Genomic DNA, 22,654 nt, shown 5'->3' with positions numbered 1-22,654 from the left:
CGGTGTCAGAGGATGACACCGGCTTCGCGTAGAGAAGCCAGCTCTGCTTCATCCTTACCGAGCACTCGTCCGAGCACCTCATCGGTGTGCTGGCCATGCAGCGGCGGCGCCTTAGCCGCAACCGTTGGCGTTCGCGAGAAACGCAGCGGGCTACGCACCATCCGCACCTCCCCCGCAACCGGATGCTCGACACTCATCACCAGCTGGCGATAGCGAGCAGTCTCCGACTCCAATGCTTGCGCCACATCCTTCACCTCACCCACCGGAATCGCCTGGGCACGTAGCGCATCGATCAAGGCATCGCTGGGCCACGCCCGGAAGACCGCCTGCAACAAAGGAATCAGCAACGTGCGATGCTCGGTGCGGCTTTTGTTCTGTGTGAAGCGCGGGTCGTTATAAAGGTCCGGCCGTTCAAGCACATCCAGGCACAGCCGCCGGTACTGCTCGTCGTTACCCACGGCCAGGGCGATGCTGCCGTCTGCGGTGTCGAACAGCTGATAGGGGACGATGCTGGCGTGGGCATTGCCGTAGCGTTGCGGCACCTTGCCGGTGTTGAGATAGCCCGAAGCGATATTGGCCAGGAAATGCAGGGCGCTGTCGGACAGCGCGATGTCGATGGACTGGCCGAGCCCGGACTTCTCCCGTTCGAACAGAGCAGCGAGGATGCCCTGCACCGCATTCATTCCAGTGACCAGATCGATGAAGGCCACGCCCAGCCGCATGGGCTCGCCATCCTTCTCTCCCGTGATCGACATGAAGCCGCTTTCGGCCTGAATGATGAAATCGTACCCCGGCCGGTTCTCCATTGGGTTGCCGCGCCCGTAACCGGTGATCGAGCAGTGGATGAGTCGTGGATTGACGGCTGACAACGCCTCGTAGTCGAGCCCCAGGCGCTTGAGGCTGGCGGGCAGGAAGTTCTCCACCACCACGTCGGCCTGGGCGGCGAGATCCAGAATGAGTTGGCGCCCTTCCGGCTTGCGCAGGTCAACCGCCAGGCTCTGCTTGCTGCGATTGGCACTGAGGTAGTAGGTGGAGATCCCCGCCGTGGCGGGCGGCATCCAGCTGCGGGTGTCGTCACCCTCCAGGCTCTCGATCTTCCAGACTTCGGCACCGAGATCAGCCAGGGCCATGGTCGACCAGGGCCCTGCCATGATGCGAGTCAGGTCCAGGACCTTGATGCCACTTAGAGCGCTCATCACGAGCTCCTTCTTGTTATTGCAAATGGGCGGTGTAATCGAACTTGACCCAAGCGCGCTCAAATCACAACCGTAGCCACATGTACAACCGTTCGATTATCGAACGCTTTTTTAGGCGCCACTGGTCCCGGTACAGAAACCATCGTTAAGGTGACTACGTCTGTTTCTAGAGCGAATCAACCGAAGCGCCCGTACGGGCTTTCGTTCGCTGATCGGCCCCTACAACAACTACAACGGGAAGCTCCTATGACACCTATTCTCAAGCGCGCCGTGCGCCTGTGCATGCTGAGTATTGCCCTGCCACTTTTCTCCGTCTCTGCCAACGCGGCCGACTGGCCCACCGATACCGTTCGCCTGGTGGTGCCTTACGCACCCGGCGGGACGACGGATGTGCTTTCGCGCAAGGTCGCCGACCTGTTGCAGAAGGAAATCGGCACGGTGGTGGTCGAGAACCGTCCGGGCGCCGGATCGACCATGGCCACCGGGCAGCTGGCTCGAGGAGGCCGCGGCGCCGATCACAACATCCTGATGGCTTCGCCTGGCCACACCATTGGCCCGGTGCTGTACAAAAAGCTGCCGTACGATCCGGTGAAGGACTTTCGCTTCATCCGCAACGTGATCGAGATTCCCAACGTCATGGTGGTGCCGGCGAACAGCCCCTATCAGAACGTCGAGGAATTCATCAAAGCTGCAAAGGACAAGGAGATGACCTTCAGCTCCGCCGGTGTGGGCAGCTCGATCCATATGTCCGGCGAGCTGTTCAAGACCATGACCGGCACCAAGATGACCCATGTGCCCTTCCGCGGTAGCGGCGAAGCCTTGCCTGCTCTGCTGAGCGGTGACGTCGACGTGTCCTTCGAAAACATGCCGACCGTTCTGTCTCACATCAAGTCCGGCAAGTTGCGAGCGTTGGCGGTCACCTCAGCTGAACCTTCACCCTACCTGCCAGGTGTCGAGCCGCTCTCCAAACTCGGAGCCGATCTGGGTCTCGCTGACTTCGTCACCACTGCCTGGTTCGGCCTGATCGCCGACGACAGCATGCCGGATGCGGCCGTGGAGCGACTGCAAAGCGCGCTGGACAAGGTCATTGGCGATCAGGGTTTCCAGGATTTCGTCGCGCAGATCGGTGGCGAAGTTGCCAGCCAGGAAGGCGACGCTTTCCGCGATTATGTCGTGGCAGACGTGGAGCGCTGGCAGGGCGTCGCCGGTCAGGCCGAACTTCAGTAAGGGGTCGCCATGACGCATCCGGAGCGACGCCAGCGGTGGGCCAACGTCAACACGATGCTCGGCGCTTTCTGGCTGCTCGCGGCACTGGTTTTTCTGTTCTATCTGGTGCCGAACCATATCGACGAGGCACCGATGGTCGAGAACCCAATGCAGTCGCCACGCTGGCTGCCGACGGTAGCCGGTTGGCTTATCGCCGCGCTGTCGCTGGCGCTGATTCTTGAAGGATATTTTCGCCCACCGGCGAGACAGGGGACCACCGCCGCGCGCGCTCCGGCACGGCGATGGATACTGATGCTGGCCGGGCTCGCCGCGTATTGGCTGCTGTTCGAGCCGCTGGGTGCAATCCTGGCGGGCATCCTCGGCACGCTGTTGATGTTTGTCGCGCACCCGGTCCGCAAACCCTGGCTTTACCTCCTCGCCATTGGCCTGCCATGGCTGGTGAGCGTTCTCTTCATCCATGTGCTGAACGTCCCGCTGCCCTCGGGCACGCTCTGGGACTGATCACCCCTCATCCGCGAGTGACCGAATGGAAGGTTTTTCCGAAGTTCTGAACCTGTTCCTGAGCGTCGACAACTTCATCGCGATCGGCATTGGGGTATTGATCGGCGTCGTGGTTGGCGCCATTCCCGGGCTGACCGCCACCATGGCGGTAGCTCTGGCGCTTCCCTTCACGTTCAGCCTTGCACCGATAACGGCCATCCTGCTGCTGGTGGGGATCTACAAGGGGGGCATGTACGGCGGCTCGATCACGGCCATTCTGATTCACACACCAGGTTCACCTGCATCGGCGTGCACACTGCTCGACGGGTATCCGCTGACCCAGCAGGGTAAAGGCAAGAAGGCGCTGCAGATGGCCCTGTATTCGTCATGCATCGCCGATGTGCTGTCGAATCTGGCGTTGATCCTGTTCGCGTCATACCTGGCGAAGATCGCTCTCAATTTCGGCCCGCCAGAGTTCTTCTGGCTGATCTGCTTTTCGCTCACCGTAATCGTCTCGATCGCGGGTGACTCGGCCATCAAGGGCCTGATCGCAGCCAGCCTCGGGGTGATCGTCTCGTCCATCGGCATGGATGTGGTGTACGGCAGTCAGCGACTGACCTTCGATAACTACAACCTGATGGACAGGATCTCCTTCGTGCCGCTGCTGATCGGCCTGTTCGCTATACCGGAGGTGCTCGACTTCTACCTGAAAAAGGCCGAGCCGCACATACGCGCGGCCACCAGCGGCGCTGGCCTGACCTTCAAGGAGCTCAAAACCAGCTTGAAGACCATCGTTCGTGGCTCGGTAATTGGCGTGATTATTGGAGCTATTCCCGGTACGGGAGCCACCGCAGCGACCTTCATCTCCTACGGCGAGGCCAAGCGGCGTTCGCCGAATGGGGCCAACTTCGGCAAGGGCGAACTTGAAGGCGTTGCGGCCGCCGAATCGGGCAACAACGGTGTCGCGGGCGCCACGCTGATTCCTCTGTTGTCGCTCGGTATTCCCGGCGACGTGATCACCGCGATCATTCTCGGCGCTTTCATGATCCACGGGCTGACGCCAGGCCCGGTGCTGTTTCAGGAAAACCTCACGCTGATCTATGCGCTGTTCTGCGGAATCATGCTGAGTTCGGCAGTGCTGCTGGTGGTTGGGCAAGGCGTGATCAAGTATTTCTCGCTGGTGGCCGACATCCCGAAGGCGATTCTGCTGCCCATCGTGCTGATGTTCTGCGTTTACGGCGCGTTTGCGGTGAACAACAGCGTGTTCGACATTGGCCTGATGCTGTTCTTCGGTGTGGTGGGTTACGTGTTCAATCGCACTGGATTCGCCACTGCGCCCTTCCTGCTCGGCTTCATCCTCGGACCAATGTTCGAGGACAACCTGCGGCGCACCCTGCTGATCGGCCGCGGCGATCCAATGATCTTTTTCCGCGGGCCGATCACCTGGATCTTCATTGTGCTTACCGCGCTTTCGCTGTTCTTCGCAATTCGGCGCTACTGGCAGGAGCGCATCAAGGTCAATTGAGTTGCGCGGATCAGACCGAACAGCGCGGGACAACGGGCGACAGCGCGCCGCCCTGGCCAATCACTGACGGTTGGCGATTTTCTGCAGGTTCTCATTGATCTTGAACAGCACGATCAGCAGCTCGCACCAGATTCGCGTGCCGATCAGGCCGAACACCAGGATGCCAAGCCCTGACCAGAACCCGCCATACCCGCTGAACATGGAGCCGAGCGCGCCAATGATCACGCTGATCAAGCCTAGCCAGTAAATGAAGATAATGATCTTCGGCGTCAGCATGGAGTCGAAGAAAAAGATGTCTTTCATTGCAAAGTCCTTTTGAGGTGCGCAGGGCAGCGGAAAAGCGCTGCTTGGCGAGTCGGCCTGTCCCTGGCGGATGATGCGGCGAACCGCGGAACGATCAGCTGATCGGCCGCGGATACTAGCAAAATCGGCTCTGTGCGAGCGCACGCGGTTCACCGTTCCGGCCGACACCAGTTATCCTCAGGACCAAGCCCTTCTACGAGAAACCGTGTGTCCGCGCCCCCCAACCCATCACCGAACAATGCCCTTGACCGCCTCTGGCTGACCGAAGCCGTGCGCCTGCGCGAAGAACACGCCGGGCCCCTGGATGATGCCGAAGCCAATCGCCAGGCGCGTGCGCAGGGTGGCGAACTCGCTCAGCTGATCGAACATCGGGCGCTGTGGTTGGCGCGCCGTGACGGGTTGATCGAAGCGCTGCGTCACTGGCGCCAGGGCGCGCGTTTGGCCGGGTTCGCCCTGGTACTGATCGCATTGCTGACCGGTACCGGGCTGGCACTGGCAGCACTGGGCGATGGCGTCAGGCCGGTGAATGTGTTCTGGGCACTGGGCAGCCTGCTCGGCCTGAACCTGTTGACGCTCCTGGGCTGGCTGTTGGGGTTCTTCTTCGCGGGCGATGCCGGCGGTGCGCTGGGGCGGCTGTGGCTCTGGCTCAGTGAAAAGCTCGCCCGGGATGCGCGCGCCGTGCAGTTGGCGCCTGCGCTACTCGCGGTACTCGAGCAACGCCGCCTCGGACGCTGGCTGCTGGGGCTGGGCGTGCACGGCTTATGGCTGGTGGCGATGAGCAGCGCGCTGTTGACCCTGCTGGCGCTGCTCGCAACGCGGCGCTACGGCTTTGTATGGGAAACCACCATTCTTGGCGAAAGCACCTTCATCAGCCTGACCCAGTCGCTCGGCGTGCTGCCGTCGCTGCTGGGCTTCAGCGTGCCGGACATCGAGCAGATCCGCTCCAGCGGGGATCTGGCAAATGGCGTAGAAAGCGCTCGCCAAAGCTGGGCTGGTTGGCTGGTGGGCGTAGTGCTGGTCTACGGGCTGCTGCCACGCTTGCTGCTGGCTTTGTTCTGCTACTTGCGTTGGCAACGCGGACGGGCGCAGCTACGCCTCGATCTTCAACTACCCGCCTACCGCCTGCTACGCGAACGTCTGCAGCCGCCCAGTGAACGCCTCGGCATCAGTGACGCGGCACCGGAACGGCTCCATGCGCCAAGCGCCGGCGCTCAATTGGACGGCAGCGAGGGCGCGGTTCTGGTTGGCATCGAGCTGGACCAGAGTCACCCCTGGCCGCCGAAAGTGCCGAAGGCCGTCGCTGATGCAGGTGTGCTGGACGATCGCGAGCAGCGCCGCCGCCTGTTGGAACAGCTGACCCGTTTTCCGCCGCAGCGCCTGGCAATCGCTTGTGATCCGCGCCGGTCGCCGGACCGCGGTACTTTGGCGTTGATCGGCGAGCTGAGCCGGTGCGCCACTGCAACCCGCGTCTGGCTGCTGCAGCCAACGGCCGGCGAGCCACTGGACAGTTACCGCTTGCAGGACTGGAAGCAGGCACTGGACAGCCTTGGCCTGCTCCACTCCACCAGCGCCCCGCTGACCTGGCTGGAGACCGGCCATGACTGATACGTGCTCTTTATTTCCCGCACGAGCCAACTTGCCGGCGATCAATTCAGCGCGCTTCCACGGCGGATGGCCAGCAAGCTGGCTCCTATACGGCGGACACAGCGGAGAAATAAGCCATGAGCGCGCCCATGAGCTCGCCTTGGTCGGCCACGCCAATGTCGCCAAGACTTCGCTGCTGCGCGCACCTGCTCGGGATGGCTGGCATGACTGAGCACAGGACCTTGCCGGTAGGAGCCAGCTTGCTGGCGATCAAAACCAATGCTTCGCAGCGGGCATCGCCTGCAGGAACTAAGCGTTCCCCTGACTCCAACAAAAAGCAGGTGTTGCTCGCGAGCAACCTGCAGTGCGCCCTGAACCTCGCTAGTCCCCAGACGGAGTCTCGGCAATGAGCGCCCCCCTCAAACTCGCCTTGGTCGGCCACACCAACGTCGGCAAGACCTCGCTTCTACGCACCCTGACCCGGGATGTCAGCTTTGGCGAGGTCTCGCACCGGCCGAGCACTACCCGCCATGTCGAAGGCGCGCGGCTTTCGGTGGACGGCGAACCGCTCCTGGAACTCTACGACACACCCGGCCTGGAGGACGCCATCGCCCTGCTCGATCATCTCGAGCGGATCGAACGGCCCGGCGAGCGCCTTGACGGCCCAGCCCGCACCACCCGCTTTCTCGAAGGCAGCGAGGCGCGACAGCGTTTCGAGCAGGAAGCCAAGGTGCTGCGCCAGCTGCTGGCCAGTGACGCCGGGCTTTATGTGATCGATGCGCGCGAGCCAGTGTTGGCCAAATACAAGGATGAGCTGGCGGTGCTGGCCGGCTGTGGAAAACCATTGCTGCCGGTACTCAACTTCGTCGCCCAGCCAGGCCATCGCGAAGAACAGTGGCGTGAAGCCCTTGCACGCCTCGGCCTGCACGCGTTGGTGCGTTTCGACAGTGTGGCGCCACCGATCGATGGCGAGCGCCGTCTGTATGAAAGCTTGGCGCTGCTGCTGGAACAGTCGCGCCCCAAACTGCAACGTCTGATCGACGATCATGAAGCCCAAGCCTTGGCCCGGCTCAGCGAAGGCAATCGTTTGATCGCCGAACTGCTGGTGGATGTAGCGGCCTGTCGGCGTAGCGTCGCCGCTCAGCCGGAGCTGGAGCGCGGCGCCATTCGTGAACTGCACGACGCCGTCCGTGCCCGTGAGCAGGGCTGTGTCGAAGCCATGCTTCGCGTCTACGGCTTCCGCCCGCAGGACGCCGCTGCTGCCGATTTACCATTGCTCAACGGCCGCTGGGGCGACGACCTGTTCAATCCTGAAACGCTCAAGGAGCTAGGTGTGAAGATCGGCGGCGGGATGGCCGCCGGGGCAGCGGCAGGTGCTGGTGTTGATCTGATGGTCGGCGGTATTACCCTGGGCGCCGCGGCATTGCTCGGCGCCATTGCCGGAGGCGGCGCGCAGACCGCTCGCCACTACGGCAACCGTTTGCTCGGGAAGCTCAAAGGCCAACGGGAACTGACTGTGGATGACGCCGTGCTGCGCTTGCTCGCCGTGCGCCAGCGACAACTGCTGATCGCATTGGCCGCGCGCGGGCACGCCGCGATGGAAGCGATCCGTCTGGATGCGCCCGATGACAAGGCTTGGCGCGAAGGCAAACTGCCTGAAGCACTGCACCGTTGCCGCGCGCATCCTGAATGGTCCTCCTTGAACCCCGGCTCGCGCCTGGAGCAGGCCGAACGGCACCAGCAACTGGCCGAGCTGGTGGCAAGCCTGCAGCGCAGCTAAGCCGTTGCACAGGCGTGACGTACGGAGGGGTGTCGGAACTATCTGGTGGACTCACGCCCACCCTAGCGCTACCGCAAAGTGTTTCCTCCCCTAATTCACGGACGCGCCTGGATGGGCGGTCTGCGCTCTGCTCTCGCCCACGGTCGGCGCCATCGCCCGGCCGAAACGCAAGGTGCCCAGCGTCGCCACCACTATCAACAGGCCGCCGGACCATTGCGTCAGCGTCAATCGCTCCTCCAGCCAGAGCCCGGCGATAAGCGCGCCGAAAAGCGGCTCGGAACCCATCAATAAAGACACCCGCGTTGCGCTGGTGCGGCCGAGCGCCAGATTTTGCACGTAGAGCGCGAACAAGGTCGCGAAGCCCACCAGATAAAGCGCTGCAGCCCAGAACGCCGGACTCTGCGGCAAGGCCGGTAAGCCGCCCGGCAGCGAGAGGCCCAGTACCAGACAACCAGCCGCCACCACCCCACTCTGCACCGCCGTCAGTGCCAATGGTGGAACCTCGCGATCGGCTGTCAGCCGCCGCGTCAGGCAGACCAGAATGGCACGCAGCACTGCTGCGACAATCATCAGCCCGTCGCCGAGGTTGAGTGATATGGCCATCCCACCTGTCAGCAACCAGACGCCAGCAAGCGACATCAAGCATGCGGCGAACAACAGATTGCTCGGGCGCTGGCGCAACATGGCCCACTCCACGAAAGGCGTGAACACTACGCAGAGGCTGATGAGAAAGGCAGCATTGCTGGCCGTCGTGAGCATCACGCCCCAGGTCTCGCAGAGAAAGATGCACAACATCACCAGCCCCAGTGGCAAACCGGGTCGAATCGCCCGCCGCCCATCTCCTCGCAGCTGCGGCACGAGCAGGACGAAGGTCAGGCCAAATCGAATCGCCAGAAAGCCCAGCACCGGATAGAACCATAGCGCCTGCTTGGCCACCGCATAACTGCTACCCCATATGATCGCCACCATCAACAGCATGGCATCGGCCAGCCAGAGGTTGCGTTGTGCCGCATCGCGCCAGTTCTGCATACCTATCACCAACTCGTTAGAGAGCTGATTGTCCGTTGATACCTTGAGGTTGATAATCCGCTGATTAGGCAAAGGACTTGTTCGCTATGAGAACAAATGAAAAGCTCGCCTTGCTGCCTGGCATGGCGGTATTCGTACGCGTAGTGGAGGCTGGAAGTTTTTCCGCCGCCGCCCGGCAGCTCGGTACTACCGCGTCGGCGGTAAGCCGCCAGGTGGCGAGGCTGGAGCAGGAGCTGTCGTTACGCCTGCTGGAGCGCACCACGCGGCAGCTGCGCCTGAACGAAGCCGGCAGTGAGTTCTACGACCATTGCCGAACAATGCTCGATGCGGCCGATCAAGCGCTGGCCATTGGCGAACGTCTGATGAGCCGACCGAGCGGCCTGGTTCGCCTGAGCGTGCCCAAGGCCTATGGCAAGTTCGTCATCAGTCCGCTGATACCGGATTTCCTGCGCCGTTATGCCGATGTCGACGTGCAACTGCACATCAGCGATCAGAGCCCTGACCTGATAGAGGATGGCTTCGACCTGCTGGTGAAGGTCACCGATCAACCGCCTGAAGGCCTCGCCGGCAAACCGCTTGGGCCGGTACGCCAGCTGCTCTGCGCGAGCCCCCAATATCTGCAACAGCACGGCATGCCGCAGCACCCGCAGGAATTGCTTAGGCACAGCTGCATCTTTCTGGGTGAACACAGTGGCGACAACCGCTGGCATTTCAGCAACGGTGATCAGCACGAAGTAGTGACGGTGCGCGGTCGCTATATCTGCAACCACAGCGAAGCGCGACTGGAAGCGGCGCTGGGGGATGTCGGTATCACGGTGCTGCCGCAATTCACCTCGGCGCAAGCGCTGGCGGAGGGACGCTTGCGCGAAGTGCTGCCGCAGTGGCGCTACACCGGCTCGTATCAGGGTGCGGCCTGGCTGTTGTGGCGACAGAACCAGCACCTGCCGCCCAAGAAGCGGGTGCTGATCGATTACCTCAGCGAGGCGTTGCCAACGAGCTAAGCGCCACGCGTCCTGGGAAGACTAATGCGGCGTTCAGCCTCTAGCGGTACGGTAAGCAGAGCGCCGAGCAGCGATTAATGGTGGGCTTCAGCCCACCAAGGGCAGTATCAGGACCCACCGTTTCCGCAAGAACGATCAGTCGCGCTTGGCGACTTCTTCAGCCATGCGCTTGAGGCCGAGGTGGCGTACGTCGGTCCCGCGCACCAGGTAGATCACCATTTCGGCGATATTGCGTGCGTGATCACCGATACGCTCCAGCGAACGCAGCACCCAGATCACGCTCAGGACGCGGGAAATAGAGCGAGGGTCTTCCATCATGTAGGTAACCAGCTCGCGCAGAGCGGTCTTGTACTCGCGGTCCACGGTCTTGTCGTACTGCGCCACCGACAATGCCAGATCGGCGTCGAAGCGAGCAAAGGCGTCGAGCGCCTCCTGCACCATGCGGCGCACCTGATCACCGATATGACGAACCTCGACGTAGCCGCGTGGCGACTCGCCGTCCTCGCACAGCTCGATGGCACGGCGGGCGATCTTGGTCGCCTCATCACCGATGCGCTCCAGGTCGATGACCGACTTGGAGATGCTGATGATCAAGCGCAAGTCTGATGCAGCCGGCTGACGGCGCGCGAGGATGCGGATGCACTCCTCGTCGATATCGCGCTCCATGTGGTTGATCTGGTCATCCACGTCTCGCACTTGCTGCGCCAGTCCTGAATCGGCCTCGATCAGCGCGGTGACCGCATCGTTGACCTGCTTCTCCACCAGGCCGCCCATGGCCAGGAGGTGACTGCGTACCTCTTCCAGCTCGGCGTTGAACTGTTGAGAGATGTGTTGGGTATGGCTGTCTTTGCTGATCATCGTGTTCGCTCCGAGGAGACTGCCGCTACGCGGCACTGGTGCGCAGCGCACCTGAAAAAAATGGATACCACGCCAACCCGTCTGGGCTTGGGCAGAGTGTGCCAGGCAAGGAGGCGGAACGCAGACAGTACGATTTGTACGGCAAGTTCCGCCGACGCCGCCTGGCGCGCTCTGACATGGCCAGACTAGCCGTAGCGGCCGGTGATGTAGTCTTCCGTCTGCTTCTTGTCCGGATTGGTGAACAGCGTATCGGTATCGCCATACTCGATAAGCTTGCCCATGTACATGAACGCGGTGTAATCGGACACGCGCGCGGCCTGCTGCATGTTGTGGGTCACGATGACGATGGTGTACTTGGCCTTGAGCTCGTAGATCAGCTCCTCGACCTTGAGGGAAGAAATCGGGTCGAGAGCCGAGCTGGGTTCATCGAGCAGCAGAACTTCAGGCTGCACGGCGATGGTCCGGGCGATTACCAGGCGCTGCTGCTGACCACCGGAAAGACCCAGTGCCGACTCGTGCAGACGATCCTTCACTTCCTCCCACAGTGCCGCACCCTTGAGTGCCCATTCGACGGTCTCATCGAGCACGCGCTTTTGCTTGATTCCCTGTATGCGCAGACCGTAAACCACGTTTTCGTAGATGCTCTTTGGAAACGGGTTGGGCTTCTGGAACACCATGCCAACACGACGGCGCAGGTCGGCAACATCCTCGCCCTTGCGGTAGATGTTGGTGCCGTCGAGGTTGATGGCACCTTCGATGCGGCAGCCGTCCACCAGGTCGTTCATGCGGTTGAAGCAGCGCAGCAGGGTCGACTTGCCGCAGCCGGACGGGCCGATGAATGCAGTCACGCGCTGGCGCGGGATGTTCATGCTGACGTTGTAAAGCGCCTGTTTCTCGCCGTAGTAAAGGCTCAGGTCGGGTACTTCGATGGCGACGGGTTCGTTAGCCAGGTTCAGCGCGCGTTTGTCACGACCCAGCGCCGAAATGTCGATGGTATGCGTCTTTGCTTGTGACATGAGATGTCTCCGTATCGCTGGAGGCTAGAAGCCCGGGCTGCGATGGGCTGCCCCGGCCTCCAACGGTGTCTGTCGGCTATTAGTGGTCGAGCGCTTTGTATTTTTCGCGCAGATGGTTACGAATGACGACTGCACTGAGGTTGAGTGTCGCGATGACGATCACCAGCAGCAAAGCGGTCGCATAGACCAGCGGCCGCGCCGCCTCGACGTTGGGGCTCTGGAAGCCGACGTCGAAGATGTGAAAGCCAAGGTGCATGATCTTCTGATCCAGGTGCAGGTAAGGATAGTTACCGTTGAGCGGCAGGCTCGGTGCCAGCTTGACCACGCCGACCAGCATCAGCGGTGCTACTTCGCCAGCGGCCCGTGCCACGGCCAGGATCAGGCCGGTCATCATGGCTGGGCTGGCCATGGGCAATACCACTTTCCACAACGTCTCGGACTTGGTCGCACCGAGCGCCAGCGAACCTTCACGCAGAATCCGCGGAATCCGCGCCAGACCTTCCTCGGTGGCGACGATGACCACCGGCAGGGTCAGAATGGCTAGAGTCAACGATGCCCACATCAGGCCCGGTGTACCGAATACCGGCGCTGGCGCCGCTTCAGGATAAAAGATGCGGTCGAGCGAGCCACCCAGCACGTAGACGAAGAAGCCCAGGCCGAACACACCGTAGACGATCGAGGGGACGCCAGCGAGGTTGTTGACGGCAATGCGGATGATGCGGGTGAGCACGCCCTGTTTGGCGTATTCGCGCAGGTATACCGCCGCAATGACGCCAAACGGGGTGACGATGATCGCCATGATGATGGTCATCAAGACGGTACCGAAGATCGCCGGAAAAATACCGCCTTCGGTATTCGCCTCACGCGGCTCGTCGCTGACGAACTCCCATACCTTGGCGAAATAAAAGCCCATCTTGTCCATTGTCGACATGGCATTAGGACGGTAGGCACGCACGATCTTGCCGAGGGTGATTTCCTTTTCCTGGCCATCCATGGTGCGCATGGTGATGCTGTCGCGATTGACGCTTTGATAAAGCGACGTCAGCTCGCCCTCCAGCGCCTTGTATTCGGCGTCCCACTGGGCACGCTCGGCGTCCAGATCGGCCTGAGCTGCGGCATCGAGCTGGTCGTTCAGTTCCAGTTTGCGAGTCTTCAAACGCAACCGTTCGAGACCATGGTTGATCCGGCCAATGTCGACCTTTTCCAAGCGCGACAGCTGTGCATGCAATTGGTCGATACGGCTGATTCGTTTCTGCAGTTCATCCCAGGCAGCATCACCCTCGGCGACCAGTTGCCCGTTTTCCTTGACGTTCAGCAGCTCGCCATAGAAGTTGCCCCACTCGCGACGCTCCAGCGCGACCAGATCAACCGGCCTGCGAGGGTTGCTCAGCCATTCGCCGATCACCCAGGAGAAGTCCGCGCCATAGACCTCGCGGTTACCCACCTTGAGCAGCTCGCGGGTCATGAACTCGCCGCCTTCGACGTCCACCGGCAACCCACTGGCTGCCAGACGCGCACGCGGCACCTCTTCGGCTTGCACGATCTCGCCAGCCATCACCCGCGGCTCGGCACCGGGAATCCGGTAGTCGCTGACGATCACATCAGCCGGCCAGAAGTGTTCGAGGCCGCGTACGGCGATCACCGCCAGCAGGCCGAGGGTCATGATGACGGCGATGGACACGGCGCCGGCGTTCATCCAGATCCAGGGTGTGCCGCTCTTGATCCAGGTTTTCAGCGAATCCTTTTTCACGGATCGATACCTTTGTCGAAATCTTTCTTAGCCACAATCGGCTGCGTCGGTGCCCTAAGGCGTGGCTCGTGTTACAGGCTGGCGTACTTGCGACGCAGGCGCTGGCGGATCAGCTCGGCCAGGGTGTTCATGACGAAGGTGAATATCAGTAGCACCATCGCCGCCAGGAACAGGACGCGGTAGTGCGTGCTGCCCACTTCTGACTCAGGCATTTCAACCGCTACGTTGGCCGCCAGGGTGCGCATGCCTTCGAAGATGTTGGCTTCCATGATCGGCGTGTTACCGGTGGCCATCAGCACGATCATGGTCTCGCCCACGGCGCGGCCCATGCCGATCATCAGCGCGGAGAAAATGCCCGGACTGGCCGTCAGCAGCACCACGCGCGTCAGCGTCTGCCATGGCGTAGCACCAAGGGCAAGCGAACCCAGTGTCAGGCTGCGCGGCACGCTGAATACGGCGTCTTCTGCAATCGAGTAGATGGTCGGGATCACGGCGAAGCCCATCGCCAGCCCGATGACCAGGGCATTGCGCTGATCGAAGGGGATACCCATTTCATTGGATAGCCACAGACGCATGTCGCCGCCAAAGAACCAGTTCTCCAGGTAGCCGCTGACTGCCAGCGAGCCCCAGCCCACGAACAGGATCACAGGGATCAGCAACACCGCTTCCCAGCCATCCGGGACGCTCAGGCGCAAACCTTCGGGCAGTCGGCTCCAGATCCAGCTGGCCAGCAGAATGCCTACCGGCATCAGCAGCAAGAGGCTGAAAATGCCCGGCAGGTGGTTCTCCAGATAAGGAGCGAGGAACAGTCCGGCGAAGAAGCCCAGGATTACCGTCGGCAGGGCTTCCATCAGTTCGATGACCGGTTTGACCTTGCGGCGCAGCGCCGGAGCCATGAAATACGCGGTGTAGAACGCAGCGCAGATGGCCAGCGGGGCCGCCAGCAGCATCGCGTAGAAGGCGGCTTTCAGCGTACCGAACGCCAGTGGCGAAAGGCTCAGCTTGGGTTCGAAGTCACCGGTCGCAGAAGTCGACTGCCAGATGTAGTCAGGCTCTGGATAGCTTTCGTACCAGACCTTGCCCCAGAGTGCGCTCCAGGAAATCTCCGGGTGCGGGTTGTCGATGACGAAGCGTTGCAGCTGATCGCCCGCTTCAACCAGCAGACGGGTCGCTCGCGGCGACATGGCGGCGACCGCCGCGCCCTCTGCGACCTGCTCGGTCAGCAGTGTGCGATGCGCGGTGCTGTGGAAAATGCCCAAGGTGCCGGCGCTATCGAGGGCGAGAAAGCCCTTGCGACGCTCTTCCGGAATGATCTGGCTGATCGCTTGGCCGTCGAGCTTGAAGTTACGCACATTTTTCAGCTCGGCCTGGCCGTCGTTGCCGCGAACCATGAACCACTGGCCAATGCCGCCGGCCGAGTCGCCGACCATCAGCGAGATGCCGCCAAGCAACGAGGCAACCGTGGTGATTTCGCCTTTGCCTGCGAGCAGTTTGTAGCGACCGTTGAGCTGCTTGCGACGCAGGTCGAAGACATCGACGCTGGCACGGCCACTCACCGCGAACATCCACATGTGGCGTGGATCGATGCGCAGCGCCTTGATCGGCTCGGAGAGCTGCGGAAGCTCCATGCGCTCCTCTTCCAGAGTGACTTCGCCGGTCAGCAGGTTCTCGCTCGACGCGATCTTCAAGGCATGCAGCGCGCCGTCGGTTGCGCCGGCGACCATCAGGGTCTTGCCGTTGAGGCTGATGGCTGCGTGCTGAACGGGACGCCCTTGCGGGTCCAGGTTCAGCGGCTGTTCGCCGAACGGGTAGTCCAGCTGCGGCGTGATGGTTTTCTTGCCTTCGGGGTAGGTGACCTTGTAGTTGTGCTCCAGGACCATAACCTGGCCATTGTCCAGGCCGATAACGATTCTGCGGTTGCCGGGCGTGTCCTGCCCCACCGATACGATGCGGCTATCGGCCGGCAATGGCAGCTCTACGGTGCGCAGAGACTCTCCCGTCCTGAGGCTGAAGAAGCGAACCATGCCGTCATCGCCGAGGCGCAAGGCGACTTGGTTCTGCTCTTCCACCGCTAGTAACAGCGGCTCACCGGAAGTGGCTAACCAGGCTGGCTGCTGGGCTTCACGCGCTTCCAGTTCGGCGCCCTGGAACATGGGCGTAACGACTTGGGCGAGATAGAAGAAAATCAGGCAGATCGCGCCTAGCACGGCGAGGCCGCCGATGGAGACGTACCAACGCGCCAGGTTGTCTTTCAGCGCGCGGATGCGGCGCTTGCGTTGCAGCGCCGGGGTATTGAAGTCCAGCCGTTGCACATCGGAATTCGCGCTCATGGTCTCGATATCGTTCATGCGAAGGTCCTGGCCGCTCAGGCCGTTTAAAACCGAACTGCTGCGCCGTAGTGGCGCGAGTCGTTTCCAGGCTTGATGGCCGGTCGGGCGCCTAATTTAATGCAGCTGTGTGACAGAAAAATTACAGAGGGGTGACACGACGACGCCCACCAGCGCGCATGGCGTGGCGGGCGTCTCTAGTCAGCTCGCGGCAGGCGCCGCGAGGCTGCCATTAAGGTCTTAGTTCAGACCCAGCTCTTGCATGGTCTTGTCGACCACTTTCTTCGGCAGCGGGATGTAGCCGTCCTTGACCACGACTTCCTGACCCTGCTTGGAAAGCACCAGCTTCATGAACTCGGCGTCGATGGGGCTCAGCGGCTTGTTCGGCGCCTTGTTGACGTAGACGTAGAAGAAGCGCGACAGCGGGAACTTGCCAGCCAGAGCGTTCTCTTCGTTGGCTTCGAAGGCTTCGCCGCCTTTCGACAGAGGAACGGCGCGTACGCTGGAAGTCTTGTAACCGATACCCGAGTAACCGATAGCGTTCAGGGTGCTGGAGATCGACTGCACCACCGACGCGGAGCCTGGCTGCTCGTTCACGTTGGACTTGAAGTCACCTTTACACAGGGCTTCTTCCTTGAAGTAACCGTAGGTGCCGGACACCGAGTTACGACCGAACAGCTGAATCGGCTTGCCAGCCCACTCGCCAGTCAGACCAACGTCACCCCAGGTCTTGATGTCCTGCTCGCCGCCACACAGACGGGTGCTGGAGAAGATTGCGTCAACCTGTTCGATGTCCAGGCTCTTGATCGGGTTGTCCTTGTGCACGAACACGGCCAGGGCGTCGATGGCAACCGGGACCGCAGTCGGCTTATAGCCATACTTTTCTTCGAAGGCCTGGATTTCGTTGTCCTTCATCGGGCGGCTCATTGGGCCCATGTTGGACGTGCCTTCAGTCAGAGCCGGCGGTGCGGTCGAAGAACCGGCTGCCTGGATCTGAATATTGACGTTGGGGTAGCTACGCTTGAAGTCTTCGGCCCACAGGGTCATCAGGTTGGCCAGGGAGTCGGAACCGACACTGGACAGGTTGCCGGAAACGCCGGAGGTCTTCTCATAGCTCGGCAGAGCCGGGTCAACCGCGGCAACTGCGTTAGCAGCGCCAACACCAGCGGCAACAAAGGTCAGGGCCGCCATCAAACGATTCAGTTTCATTCCATGCTCCTAGCAAGGGGTGTGTCAGTGTTTGGAACGGGGGCCATTGTCTGCAGGCCGTGTGAATACTCTATGAAGGGAATATGACAATAAGGTGACGATGCTGACTTTAGGCCAGCTTTGTCGCTGACAGCCCATACAGCCGCTATACTCGGCCCGCCCCGCACTACTGCGGGCTTTTCGCGCCAAAACAACAAACGCGCCGCGGGTCCAACCAATGAAAGAATTTGAACAGGAAGATCCAATCCCCCAGGGCGACCTGGCTTTGCAGCTGACCGCGCTGCCGCGCGAGACCAACGGTTTCGGCGACATTTTCGGGGGTTGGCTGGTCTCGCAGATGGATTTGGCTGGCACTGCTATGGCCAGTCGTGTGGCTGCCGGTCGAGTCGCTACCGTGTCCATCGATCGAATGGCCTTCATGGTCCCGGTGCCGGTGGGGGCGCAGCTTTCCTTCTATACGCAGACATTGGATGTCGGGCGCAGCTCGATCCGGATGCTGGTAGAAGTGTGGAGCGATGAGCCATTGACCAGTGAGTGGCGAAAGGTCACCGAAGCAGTGTTCGTCTTCGTCGCCATCGACGGCAGCGGTCGCACACGCCCGGTGACGCCTCGCCGCTAGGAGTGGCCCTGCTGCGCCGAATCAGCTCATCAGATAGCGATTCTTGCCAGCCTGCTTGGCGCCGTACAAGGCAGCATCAGCGGCTTGATATAGCTGCTCTGCAGTCTGTCCTGGCTTCCAGACCGCAATACCAATACTCGTTGTGGCGAACGCACCCTGGGGAGACGCTGGATGCGGCATGGCTCGCTCGGCCAGCGCCGACAAGATCTGCCCCGCTATCGCCTGCGCCGACCTGGCATCGCAGTTATGCAATAGCAAGGCGAACTCCTCTCCGCCAACGCGCGCAGCCAGATCCATCGGCCGCCGGGAAAAGCTGCCCAGCAAGTCGCTGAAATTGCGGATCAGTGCATCGCCAGCCGGGTGGCCAAGGTTGTCGTTGTAAGCCTTGAAGTTGTCGAGATCGAGCAACAAAAGAGCCAGCGGCTGATGGTCCCGACGCGCCTGCAACATGACCTGTTTCAGCGCGGTGTCGAAGCTGCGCCGGTTGGCCAGCCCCGTCATCGAGTCGTGCTGCGCAACCCAACCGAGTAGCTTGCGCACAAGGAACTGCTCGCGTTGCGAGTATTCATGGATGTAGCGACTGATCGCTCCGATAACCAGCAACAGCACGTAGTAGCTGACCGAAATCCAGTGAACCTGCATTTCATTGGAAGGCAGGATCAAAGCGGCCATCATAACGTCGAAGAGCACGATCGCCGCCGCGCTCGCCAGCGCTCGCCAGAAGGTTATCCCGAGAAAAAAGAACGAGCATACGATCAACAGCCCGGCGCCGTAGCGGAAGGCCAGTTCCGGCTGCAGGATCTCGTATTGGATGTCTATCCGCGCTGCGATGGTCCCCACCAGCACCAGTAAGACTGGAAACAACCGGTTGGCGATCAGCCGGATCCGGCGGTGAAAGAGCGTCATGATCAGTATTGCGACGCCTGGGGCCATCTGCAGCACGCGCAATAGCGTCAATTCACGCAGCCACTGCGGCTCGGAGTGGGCGAACAGCCGGCGTTCAACGTACAGATAGCCACCGACCACTAGCAACAGCAGGCATGCGCCCATCAACTGCGCCAGCCTTGCCTGATAACCCAGATAGCGCCGAAACTCGCGCTCCAGCTCAGGGGCAAAGAGCAATCGGCGAAACCCCGCGAGCAGCTGCCTGCCATAGGGCGTGTCCCGAAAATCTTCGGCAGACTGGTGTTCTAGGGAAAGCATCGCAATAGCTCATGTTCGGGCGGGACGATGATATCACTTGGACATCATTGCGCTTGACTTCCCGATGAACGTGCTCTTCCCATCCGCGCCAAGCTAAATAGGCAACCTGCAACCCTTGCCGCCGTCGATTGGACGCTCCACTATCTGAAAACCTGCACTGTTGGATGTATCCGCGTGACTGCCCTTCTTCTTGCCCTGTGGCCGCTGTTCGCACTCATTGTCGCGGGTTACTTCCTGCGCCTGCGCGCTTTTCCCAGCGAGGAATTCTGGCCGGGCGCAGAACGCATCAACTATTTCGTGTTGTTTCCGGCACTGCTGTTCAGCAGTCTCGCTACCGCACCGCTGGACAATCCAGCCCTCCCCCGCCTGGCTGCCGCGGTGATGATGGGGCTCGGCGTCGCCTGGGGCGTGTTGTTGATCATGAAGCGGCTACGCGGCTGGCCTGCCGCCCGTTTTGGCGCCTTCGCCCAAGGCGGGCTGCGGTTCAACACCTATCTGGGGCTCGCTGCGGTTGGCAGCCTGTTCGGCAAGGAGGGATTGGCGCTGGCTGCACTGATGCTCGCGTTGATGGTGCCCACGGTTAATGTGATGTCCGTATGGGCGCTGACAGCCGAGCGCGGCGTCAGCGTACGCTCTTTGCTACTGCCGATATTGAAGAACCCTCTGATCCTCGCGTGCCTGACCGGCGCCCTGGTCAATTTCTCGGGTCTGGGTCTGCCCGGCGGTACGGATCGCCTGTTGAACCTGCTCGCGGCTGCGAGCCTGCCGCTGGGCCTGCTCTGTGTCGGCGCCGCGTTGAAGCCAAAGCAGCTCGGTGGAGAAATCCCTGCACTCGGCTGGAACAGCGCGCTGCGCCTGCTGGCGGTTCCGCTACTGGCCTATGCGGTGGCTCGACTGCTCCACTTGCCGTCGATGGAAACGACCATCATCGTGCTGTTCTTCGCCCTGCCCACCGCGCCCACTGCTTATGTGCTGACCCGTCAGCTCGGCGGCGACAGCCATCTCATGGCCGGCATCATCACCCTGCAAACACTGCTCGCCGCCGCCAGCCTGCCGCTGGTACTCACGCTGCTCAACGGCTGATCAGCGCGCGACCTGACCGCGAAGCAGGCGCAGCAGCACAACGGCCATACCCAGTCCGAACGCGCCAAGCGCCAACAGTGGGCCGAGGTATCCAATGGCATCCTGCAGCCATCCGAGCACCTGTTGCAGCACAGCGGTACGTCGTGAGGTCTGGGCTGCAACGTAAGCGCCGCGCACCCAGACCTCGTAGGCTGAATGCAGCGGGATCAATGTCATCGGCAGCAGGATGAGACAAAGCCAGTAACCTGCCCGACGATACGACCCAAGCAACCCCCACGGCATATAGGCAGCAAGGATGAGCTTGAAAAAGCAAAAGCTGTAATACCCGGCCATCCCTAGCGCGAAAACGCTGGCGAATGAGGGGTCGACCCACAGCTCACGCAGTACGAGGCCAATCAGCAACAGGCTCAGCAGGGCCCAGCTCACCAGAAAGGTTTTCTTCATCACGTGTTCCGTATCGCCTCGACGAGCGATCATCGGACCAGAAAACCGCCGCTCGTACATGCAACCGCGTCACGAAACACCCCGTGATGAGCCGCGATCATGTCGGCTTCGCGCAGCAGTGCACGATCAGAACAAGCTGAGCTGATCACCCGCCGGCTCGCTCGCCGGCTTTGGCATGGTGCGGACTTCGACGCTGCCCTTTGCTTCGTCCGCGCCCAGCCGCTCGGCCAGCCCAGCCGCCCGTTCGGCACGAGTAACGACCGCCTCGGCCAGCCGCGCCGGCAAAGCCCATATCTCGACCTTGCGCTTGGCGCGGGTGATGCCGGTATAGAACAGCGAGCGCGTCAACAGGGGGCTGGGCTGTTCGGGGAGCGCCAGCAGCACCTCGGTGAATTCCGAGCCCTGGCTCTTGTGCACAGTCATGGCGAAGGCGCTGTCGTGGCTCGGCAATCGCGCCGGTGCGAAGCCGCGATAACCGTCGTCGCCCTCGAAGAACACGCGCAGTCCCTGCTCGGTTTTCAGGCACAGGCCGATGTCACCGTTGAACAGGCCCAGCGCGTAGTCATTCTGCCGGACCATCACCGCGCGGCCGGGATACCAGCGCTCGCGGGCCGGCACGCCGAGGCGGCGCTTGAAACGTGCCTCCAGCGCTTCGTTGATGCCGGTGAGCCCAAAGGCGCCTTCGCGCTGGGCAGTCAGCGCGCGAAAGCCGTTGAAAGCCTCGAAGGCAGCGGATGGATCAGCCTGGCGTGCGGCCTGCAGATAGGGCGAATAGCCCTGCTCCAGTCGCTCGATCAGTGCGGCGGGGCTGGGCGTCTCATTCCAGGCGAGATCCGCACGGCCTTCCTGCAGCAACGCGACGGTGCCCTTGGCATCGCCGGCGTTGATCCGCCGCGCCAGCTCGCCGATGCCGCTGTCACCGGCGAATCGGTGGCTGTGGGTCAGGAGCACCACCGCATCACCCAGGCGCGAACGGGGCGTCTCGACCGGTACATGCTGCCCGGTAATGCGTTGCAGATCGGCCGCTGCCTGGGTATCGAAACCGCGACCCTCACAAAGCTCGGCGAAGACCGCTCCTGCTTCAACCGCCGCCAATTGGTCCTTGTCGCCTAGCAGAATCAACCTCGCCTTCGGCGGCAGCGCTGCGACCAGCTTGGCCATCAACGCCAAATCGACCATCGACGCCTCGTCTACCACCAGCACGTCCAGCGCCAGGGGTTTGGCTGCATCGTGGCGCACCTTGGGACTGTCGCCGCGACTGCCAAGCAGGCGGTGCAGTGTGCGCGCCTCGTCGGGCAGGGCTGCTTTTACTGCATCGCTGACCGGCAGCTCGGCCTTGGCGTTGCGGATCGCTTCGGCCATGCGCGCGGCGGCCTTGCCGGTGGGCGCGGCGAGGCCGATGGCCAGGCGCTCGCCGCCTGGCTGTTCCAGCAGCGCTGCCAGCAGGCGCACCACGGTGGTGGTTTTACCGGTACCGGGGCCGCCGGAAATCACCGCCAGGCGCCGGCGTACCGCCTGCGCGGCGGCCAACCGCTGCCAATCGGGGCTTTGCCGGTTGAAAGCGAATAGCCGGGCCAGGCTGTCGCTCAATTGTCTTTCGTCCACGGCTGGCGCATCCGCCGCGCGCGCAAGCAGCTGTTCGGCCAGCTGCTCTTCGTACGCCTGGTATCGGGCGAGGTAGAGCCGGTCGCCATCCAGGATCAAGGGTGCGTATTCGCCGCGTGCGCCGATCAGGGGCGACGCCTCCAGTTGTGCGCGCCAGGTTGCGAGCGCTGGCAGGCTGAGGTCGACCTCAGCCCAGGGGCGCTTGCCGGCCAGGCGTTCGAGCGGCAGACAGACGTCTCCGGACGCCAGGGCTTCACAGCAAAGCGCGGCGGCCAGCAGGACCATATCAGGCGTCTCAGGCTCGAGGCGCTGCAGGCTGGCGATGAAGGCACGCTCCAGTGGCCCTAACGGAAGCTCGAATAGATCCGTCATAGTTGCGACCTCGATCCAGCAGAAACCCGCTTGCTGGCAGTAC

At 62.0% G+C, this 22,654-nt stretch carries 20 protein-coding genes; 9 read left to right on the top strand and 11 right to left on the bottom strand.

Annotation, left to right across the window (positions count from 1 at the left end; all coding sequences use genetic code 11):
* Positions 1–5: 5 nt before the first annotated feature.
* Entirely contained in the window at positions 6–1,196 is a 1,191-nt protein-coding gene (locus EA797_RS01485) for a CaiB/BaiF CoA transferase family protein (RefSeq protein WP_122163424.1), read from the bottom strand.
* A gap of 246 nt (positions 1,197–1,442) precedes the next feature.
* On the opposite strand from EA797_RS01485, the gene EA797_RS01480 reads away from it, so the two are divergent.
* Genes EA797_RS01480 through EA797_RS01470 form a run of 3 tightly spaced genes read left to right on the top strand, consistent with a single transcriptional unit; the run spans position 1,443 to position 4,428 of the window.
* Positions 1,443–2,423, top strand: coding sequence for a Bug family tripartite tricarboxylate transporter substrate binding protein (locus tag EA797_RS01480; protein ID WP_122163423.1), 981 nt, complete (start codon positions 1,443–1,445; stop codon positions 2,421–2,423).
* Between the two features lie 9 nt (positions 2,424–2,432).
* Complete coding sequence (locus EA797_RS01475) at positions 2,433–2,924, top strand: tripartite tricarboxylate transporter TctB family protein (RefSeq protein WP_122163422.1); 492 nt, start codon at positions 2,433–2,435, stop codon at positions 2,922–2,924.
* Between the two features lie 25 nt (positions 2,925–2,949).
* Positions 2,950–4,428 (top strand): tripartite tricarboxylate transporter permease, encoded by a 1,479-nt coding sequence (locus tag EA797_RS01470; protein ID WP_122163421.1) that lies wholly within the window; start codon positions 2,950–2,952, stop codon positions 4,426–4,428.
* Positions 4,429–4,488: 60 nt separating this feature from the next.
* Here the strand turns inward: EA797_RS01470 and EA797_RS01465 are convergent, their stop codons facing one another.
* Positions 4,489–4,731, bottom strand: a complete 243-nt coding sequence (locus EA797_RS01465; protein WP_122163420.1) for a DUF4282 domain-containing protein — start codon at positions 4,729–4,731, stop codon at positions 4,489–4,491.
* A gap of 207 nt (positions 4,732–4,938) precedes the next feature.
* Between EA797_RS01465 and EA797_RS01460 the strand changes: the two genes are divergently transcribed.
* The 3 genes from EA797_RS01460 to EA797_RS01450 all read left to right on the top strand — a co-directional run bounded on the left by EA797_RS01460 (position 4,939) and on the right by EA797_RS01450 (position 8,095).
* On the top strand, positions 4,939–6,336 hold the full coding sequence (locus tag EA797_RS01460) for a DUF2868 domain-containing protein (protein ID WP_122163419.1): 1,398 nt from the start codon (positions 4,939–4,941) through the stop codon (positions 6,334–6,336).
* Entirely contained in the window at positions 6,329–6,547 is a 219-nt protein-coding gene (locus EA797_RS21650) for a hypothetical protein (RefSeq protein WP_147456798.1), read from the top strand. The genes EA797_RS01460 and EA797_RS21650 overlap by 8 nt, the downstream gene beginning before the upstream one ends.
* A 174-nt stretch (positions 6,548–6,721) precedes the next feature.
* Positions 6,722–8,095: a GTPase/DUF3482 domain-containing protein gene (locus EA797_RS01450; protein ID WP_122163417.1), complete on the top strand. Its 1,374-nt coding sequence runs from the start codon at positions 6,722–6,724 to the stop codon at positions 8,093–8,095.
* A gap of 90 nt (positions 8,096–8,185) precedes the next feature.
* Here EA797_RS01450 and EA797_RS01445 read toward each other — a convergent pair whose 3' ends face one another.
* Positions 8,186–9,124 carry a DMT family transporter gene (locus tag EA797_RS01445; RefSeq protein ID WP_122163416.1) on the bottom strand — a complete coding sequence of 313 codons (939 nt, stop codon included), beginning with the start codon at positions 9,122–9,124 and terminating at the stop codon, positions 8,186–8,188.
* A gap of 86 nt (positions 9,125–9,210) precedes the next feature.
* Between EA797_RS01445 and EA797_RS01440 the strand changes: the two genes are divergently transcribed.
* On the top strand, positions 9,211–10,125 hold the full coding sequence (locus EA797_RS01440; protein WP_122163415.1) for a LysR family transcriptional regulator: 915 nt from the start codon (positions 9,211–9,213) through the stop codon (positions 10,123–10,125).
* Positions 10,126–10,260: 135 nt separating this feature from the next.
* Here EA797_RS01440 and phoU read toward each other — a convergent pair whose 3' ends face one another.
* From phoU to EA797_RS01415, 5 genes are all read right to left on the bottom strand, one after another.
* Positions 10,261–10,983, bottom strand: a complete 723-nt coding sequence (gene phoU, locus EA797_RS01435; RefSeq protein ID WP_122163414.1) for a phosphate signaling complex protein PhoU — start codon at positions 10,981–10,983, stop codon at positions 10,261–10,263.
* A gap of 185 nt (positions 10,984–11,168) precedes the next feature.
* Positions 11,169–11,999, bottom strand: coding sequence for a phosphate ABC transporter ATP-binding protein PstB (pstB, locus tag EA797_RS01430; RefSeq protein WP_122163413.1), 831 nt, complete (start codon positions 11,997–11,999; stop codon positions 11,169–11,171).
* A gap of 79 nt (positions 12,000–12,078) precedes the next feature.
* The gene (gene pstA, locus EA797_RS01425) at positions 12,079–13,749 is read right to left on the bottom strand and encodes a phosphate ABC transporter permease PstA (protein WP_122163412.1); all 1,671 of its coding nucleotides are present in this window, start codon (positions 13,747–13,749) and stop codon (positions 12,079–12,081) included.
* A 71-nt stretch (positions 13,750–13,820) separates the two neighbouring features.
* Positions 13,821–16,097, bottom strand: a complete 2,277-nt coding sequence (locus EA797_RS01420) for an ABC transporter permease subunit (protein WP_122163411.1) — start codon at positions 16,095–16,097, stop codon at positions 13,821–13,823.
* Between the two features lie 219 nt (positions 16,098–16,316).
* A complete protein-coding gene (locus EA797_RS01415) occupies positions 16,317–17,285 on the bottom strand; it encodes a PstS family phosphate ABC transporter substrate-binding protein (RefSeq protein ID WP_122163410.1) in 969 nt (322 codons plus the stop codon).
* A 217-nt stretch (positions 17,286–17,502) separates the two neighbouring features.
* On the opposite strand from EA797_RS01415, the gene EA797_RS01410 reads away from it, so the two are divergent.
* On the top strand, positions 17,503–17,904 hold the full coding sequence (locus EA797_RS01410; protein WP_122163409.1) for an acyl-CoA thioesterase: 402 nt from the start codon (positions 17,503–17,505) through the stop codon (positions 17,902–17,904).
* Positions 17,905–17,925: 21 nt separating this feature from the next.
* Here the strand turns inward: EA797_RS01410 and EA797_RS01405 are convergent, their stop codons facing one another.
* Positions 17,926–19,107 (bottom strand): GGDEF domain-containing protein, encoded by a 1,182-nt coding sequence (locus EA797_RS01405; protein WP_122163408.1) that lies wholly within the window; start codon positions 19,105–19,107, stop codon positions 17,926–17,928.
* 174 nt (positions 19,108–19,281) lie between these two features.
* On the opposite strand from EA797_RS01405, the gene EA797_RS01400 reads away from it, so the two are divergent.
* Positions 19,282–20,190: an AEC family transporter gene (locus EA797_RS01400; RefSeq protein WP_122163407.1), complete on the top strand. Its 909-nt coding sequence runs from the start codon at positions 19,282–19,284 to the stop codon at positions 20,188–20,190.
* Here the strand turns inward: EA797_RS01400 and EA797_RS01395 are convergent, their stop codons facing one another.
* Both EA797_RS01395 and recD read right to left on the bottom strand, forming a co-directional pair.
* Positions 20,191–20,634, bottom strand: a complete 444-nt coding sequence (locus EA797_RS01395; RefSeq protein WP_122163406.1) for a hypothetical protein — start codon at positions 20,632–20,634, stop codon at positions 20,191–20,193.
* Between the two features lie 126 nt (positions 20,635–20,760).
* On the bottom strand, positions 20,761–22,611 hold the full coding sequence (recD, locus tag EA797_RS01390) for an exodeoxyribonuclease V subunit alpha (protein ID WP_122163405.1): 1,851 nt from the start codon (positions 22,609–22,611) through the stop codon (positions 20,761–20,763).
* Positions 22,612–22,654: the final 43 nt, after the last annotated feature.

The sequence above is a fragment of the Stutzerimonas zhaodongensis genome (genome assembly GCF_003696365.1).
GTDB lineage: Bacteria > Pseudomonadota > Gammaproteobacteria > Pseudomonadales > Pseudomonadaceae > Stutzerimonas > Stutzerimonas zhaodongensis.
This window is presented reverse-complemented; position numbering and strand designations above follow the sequence as displayed.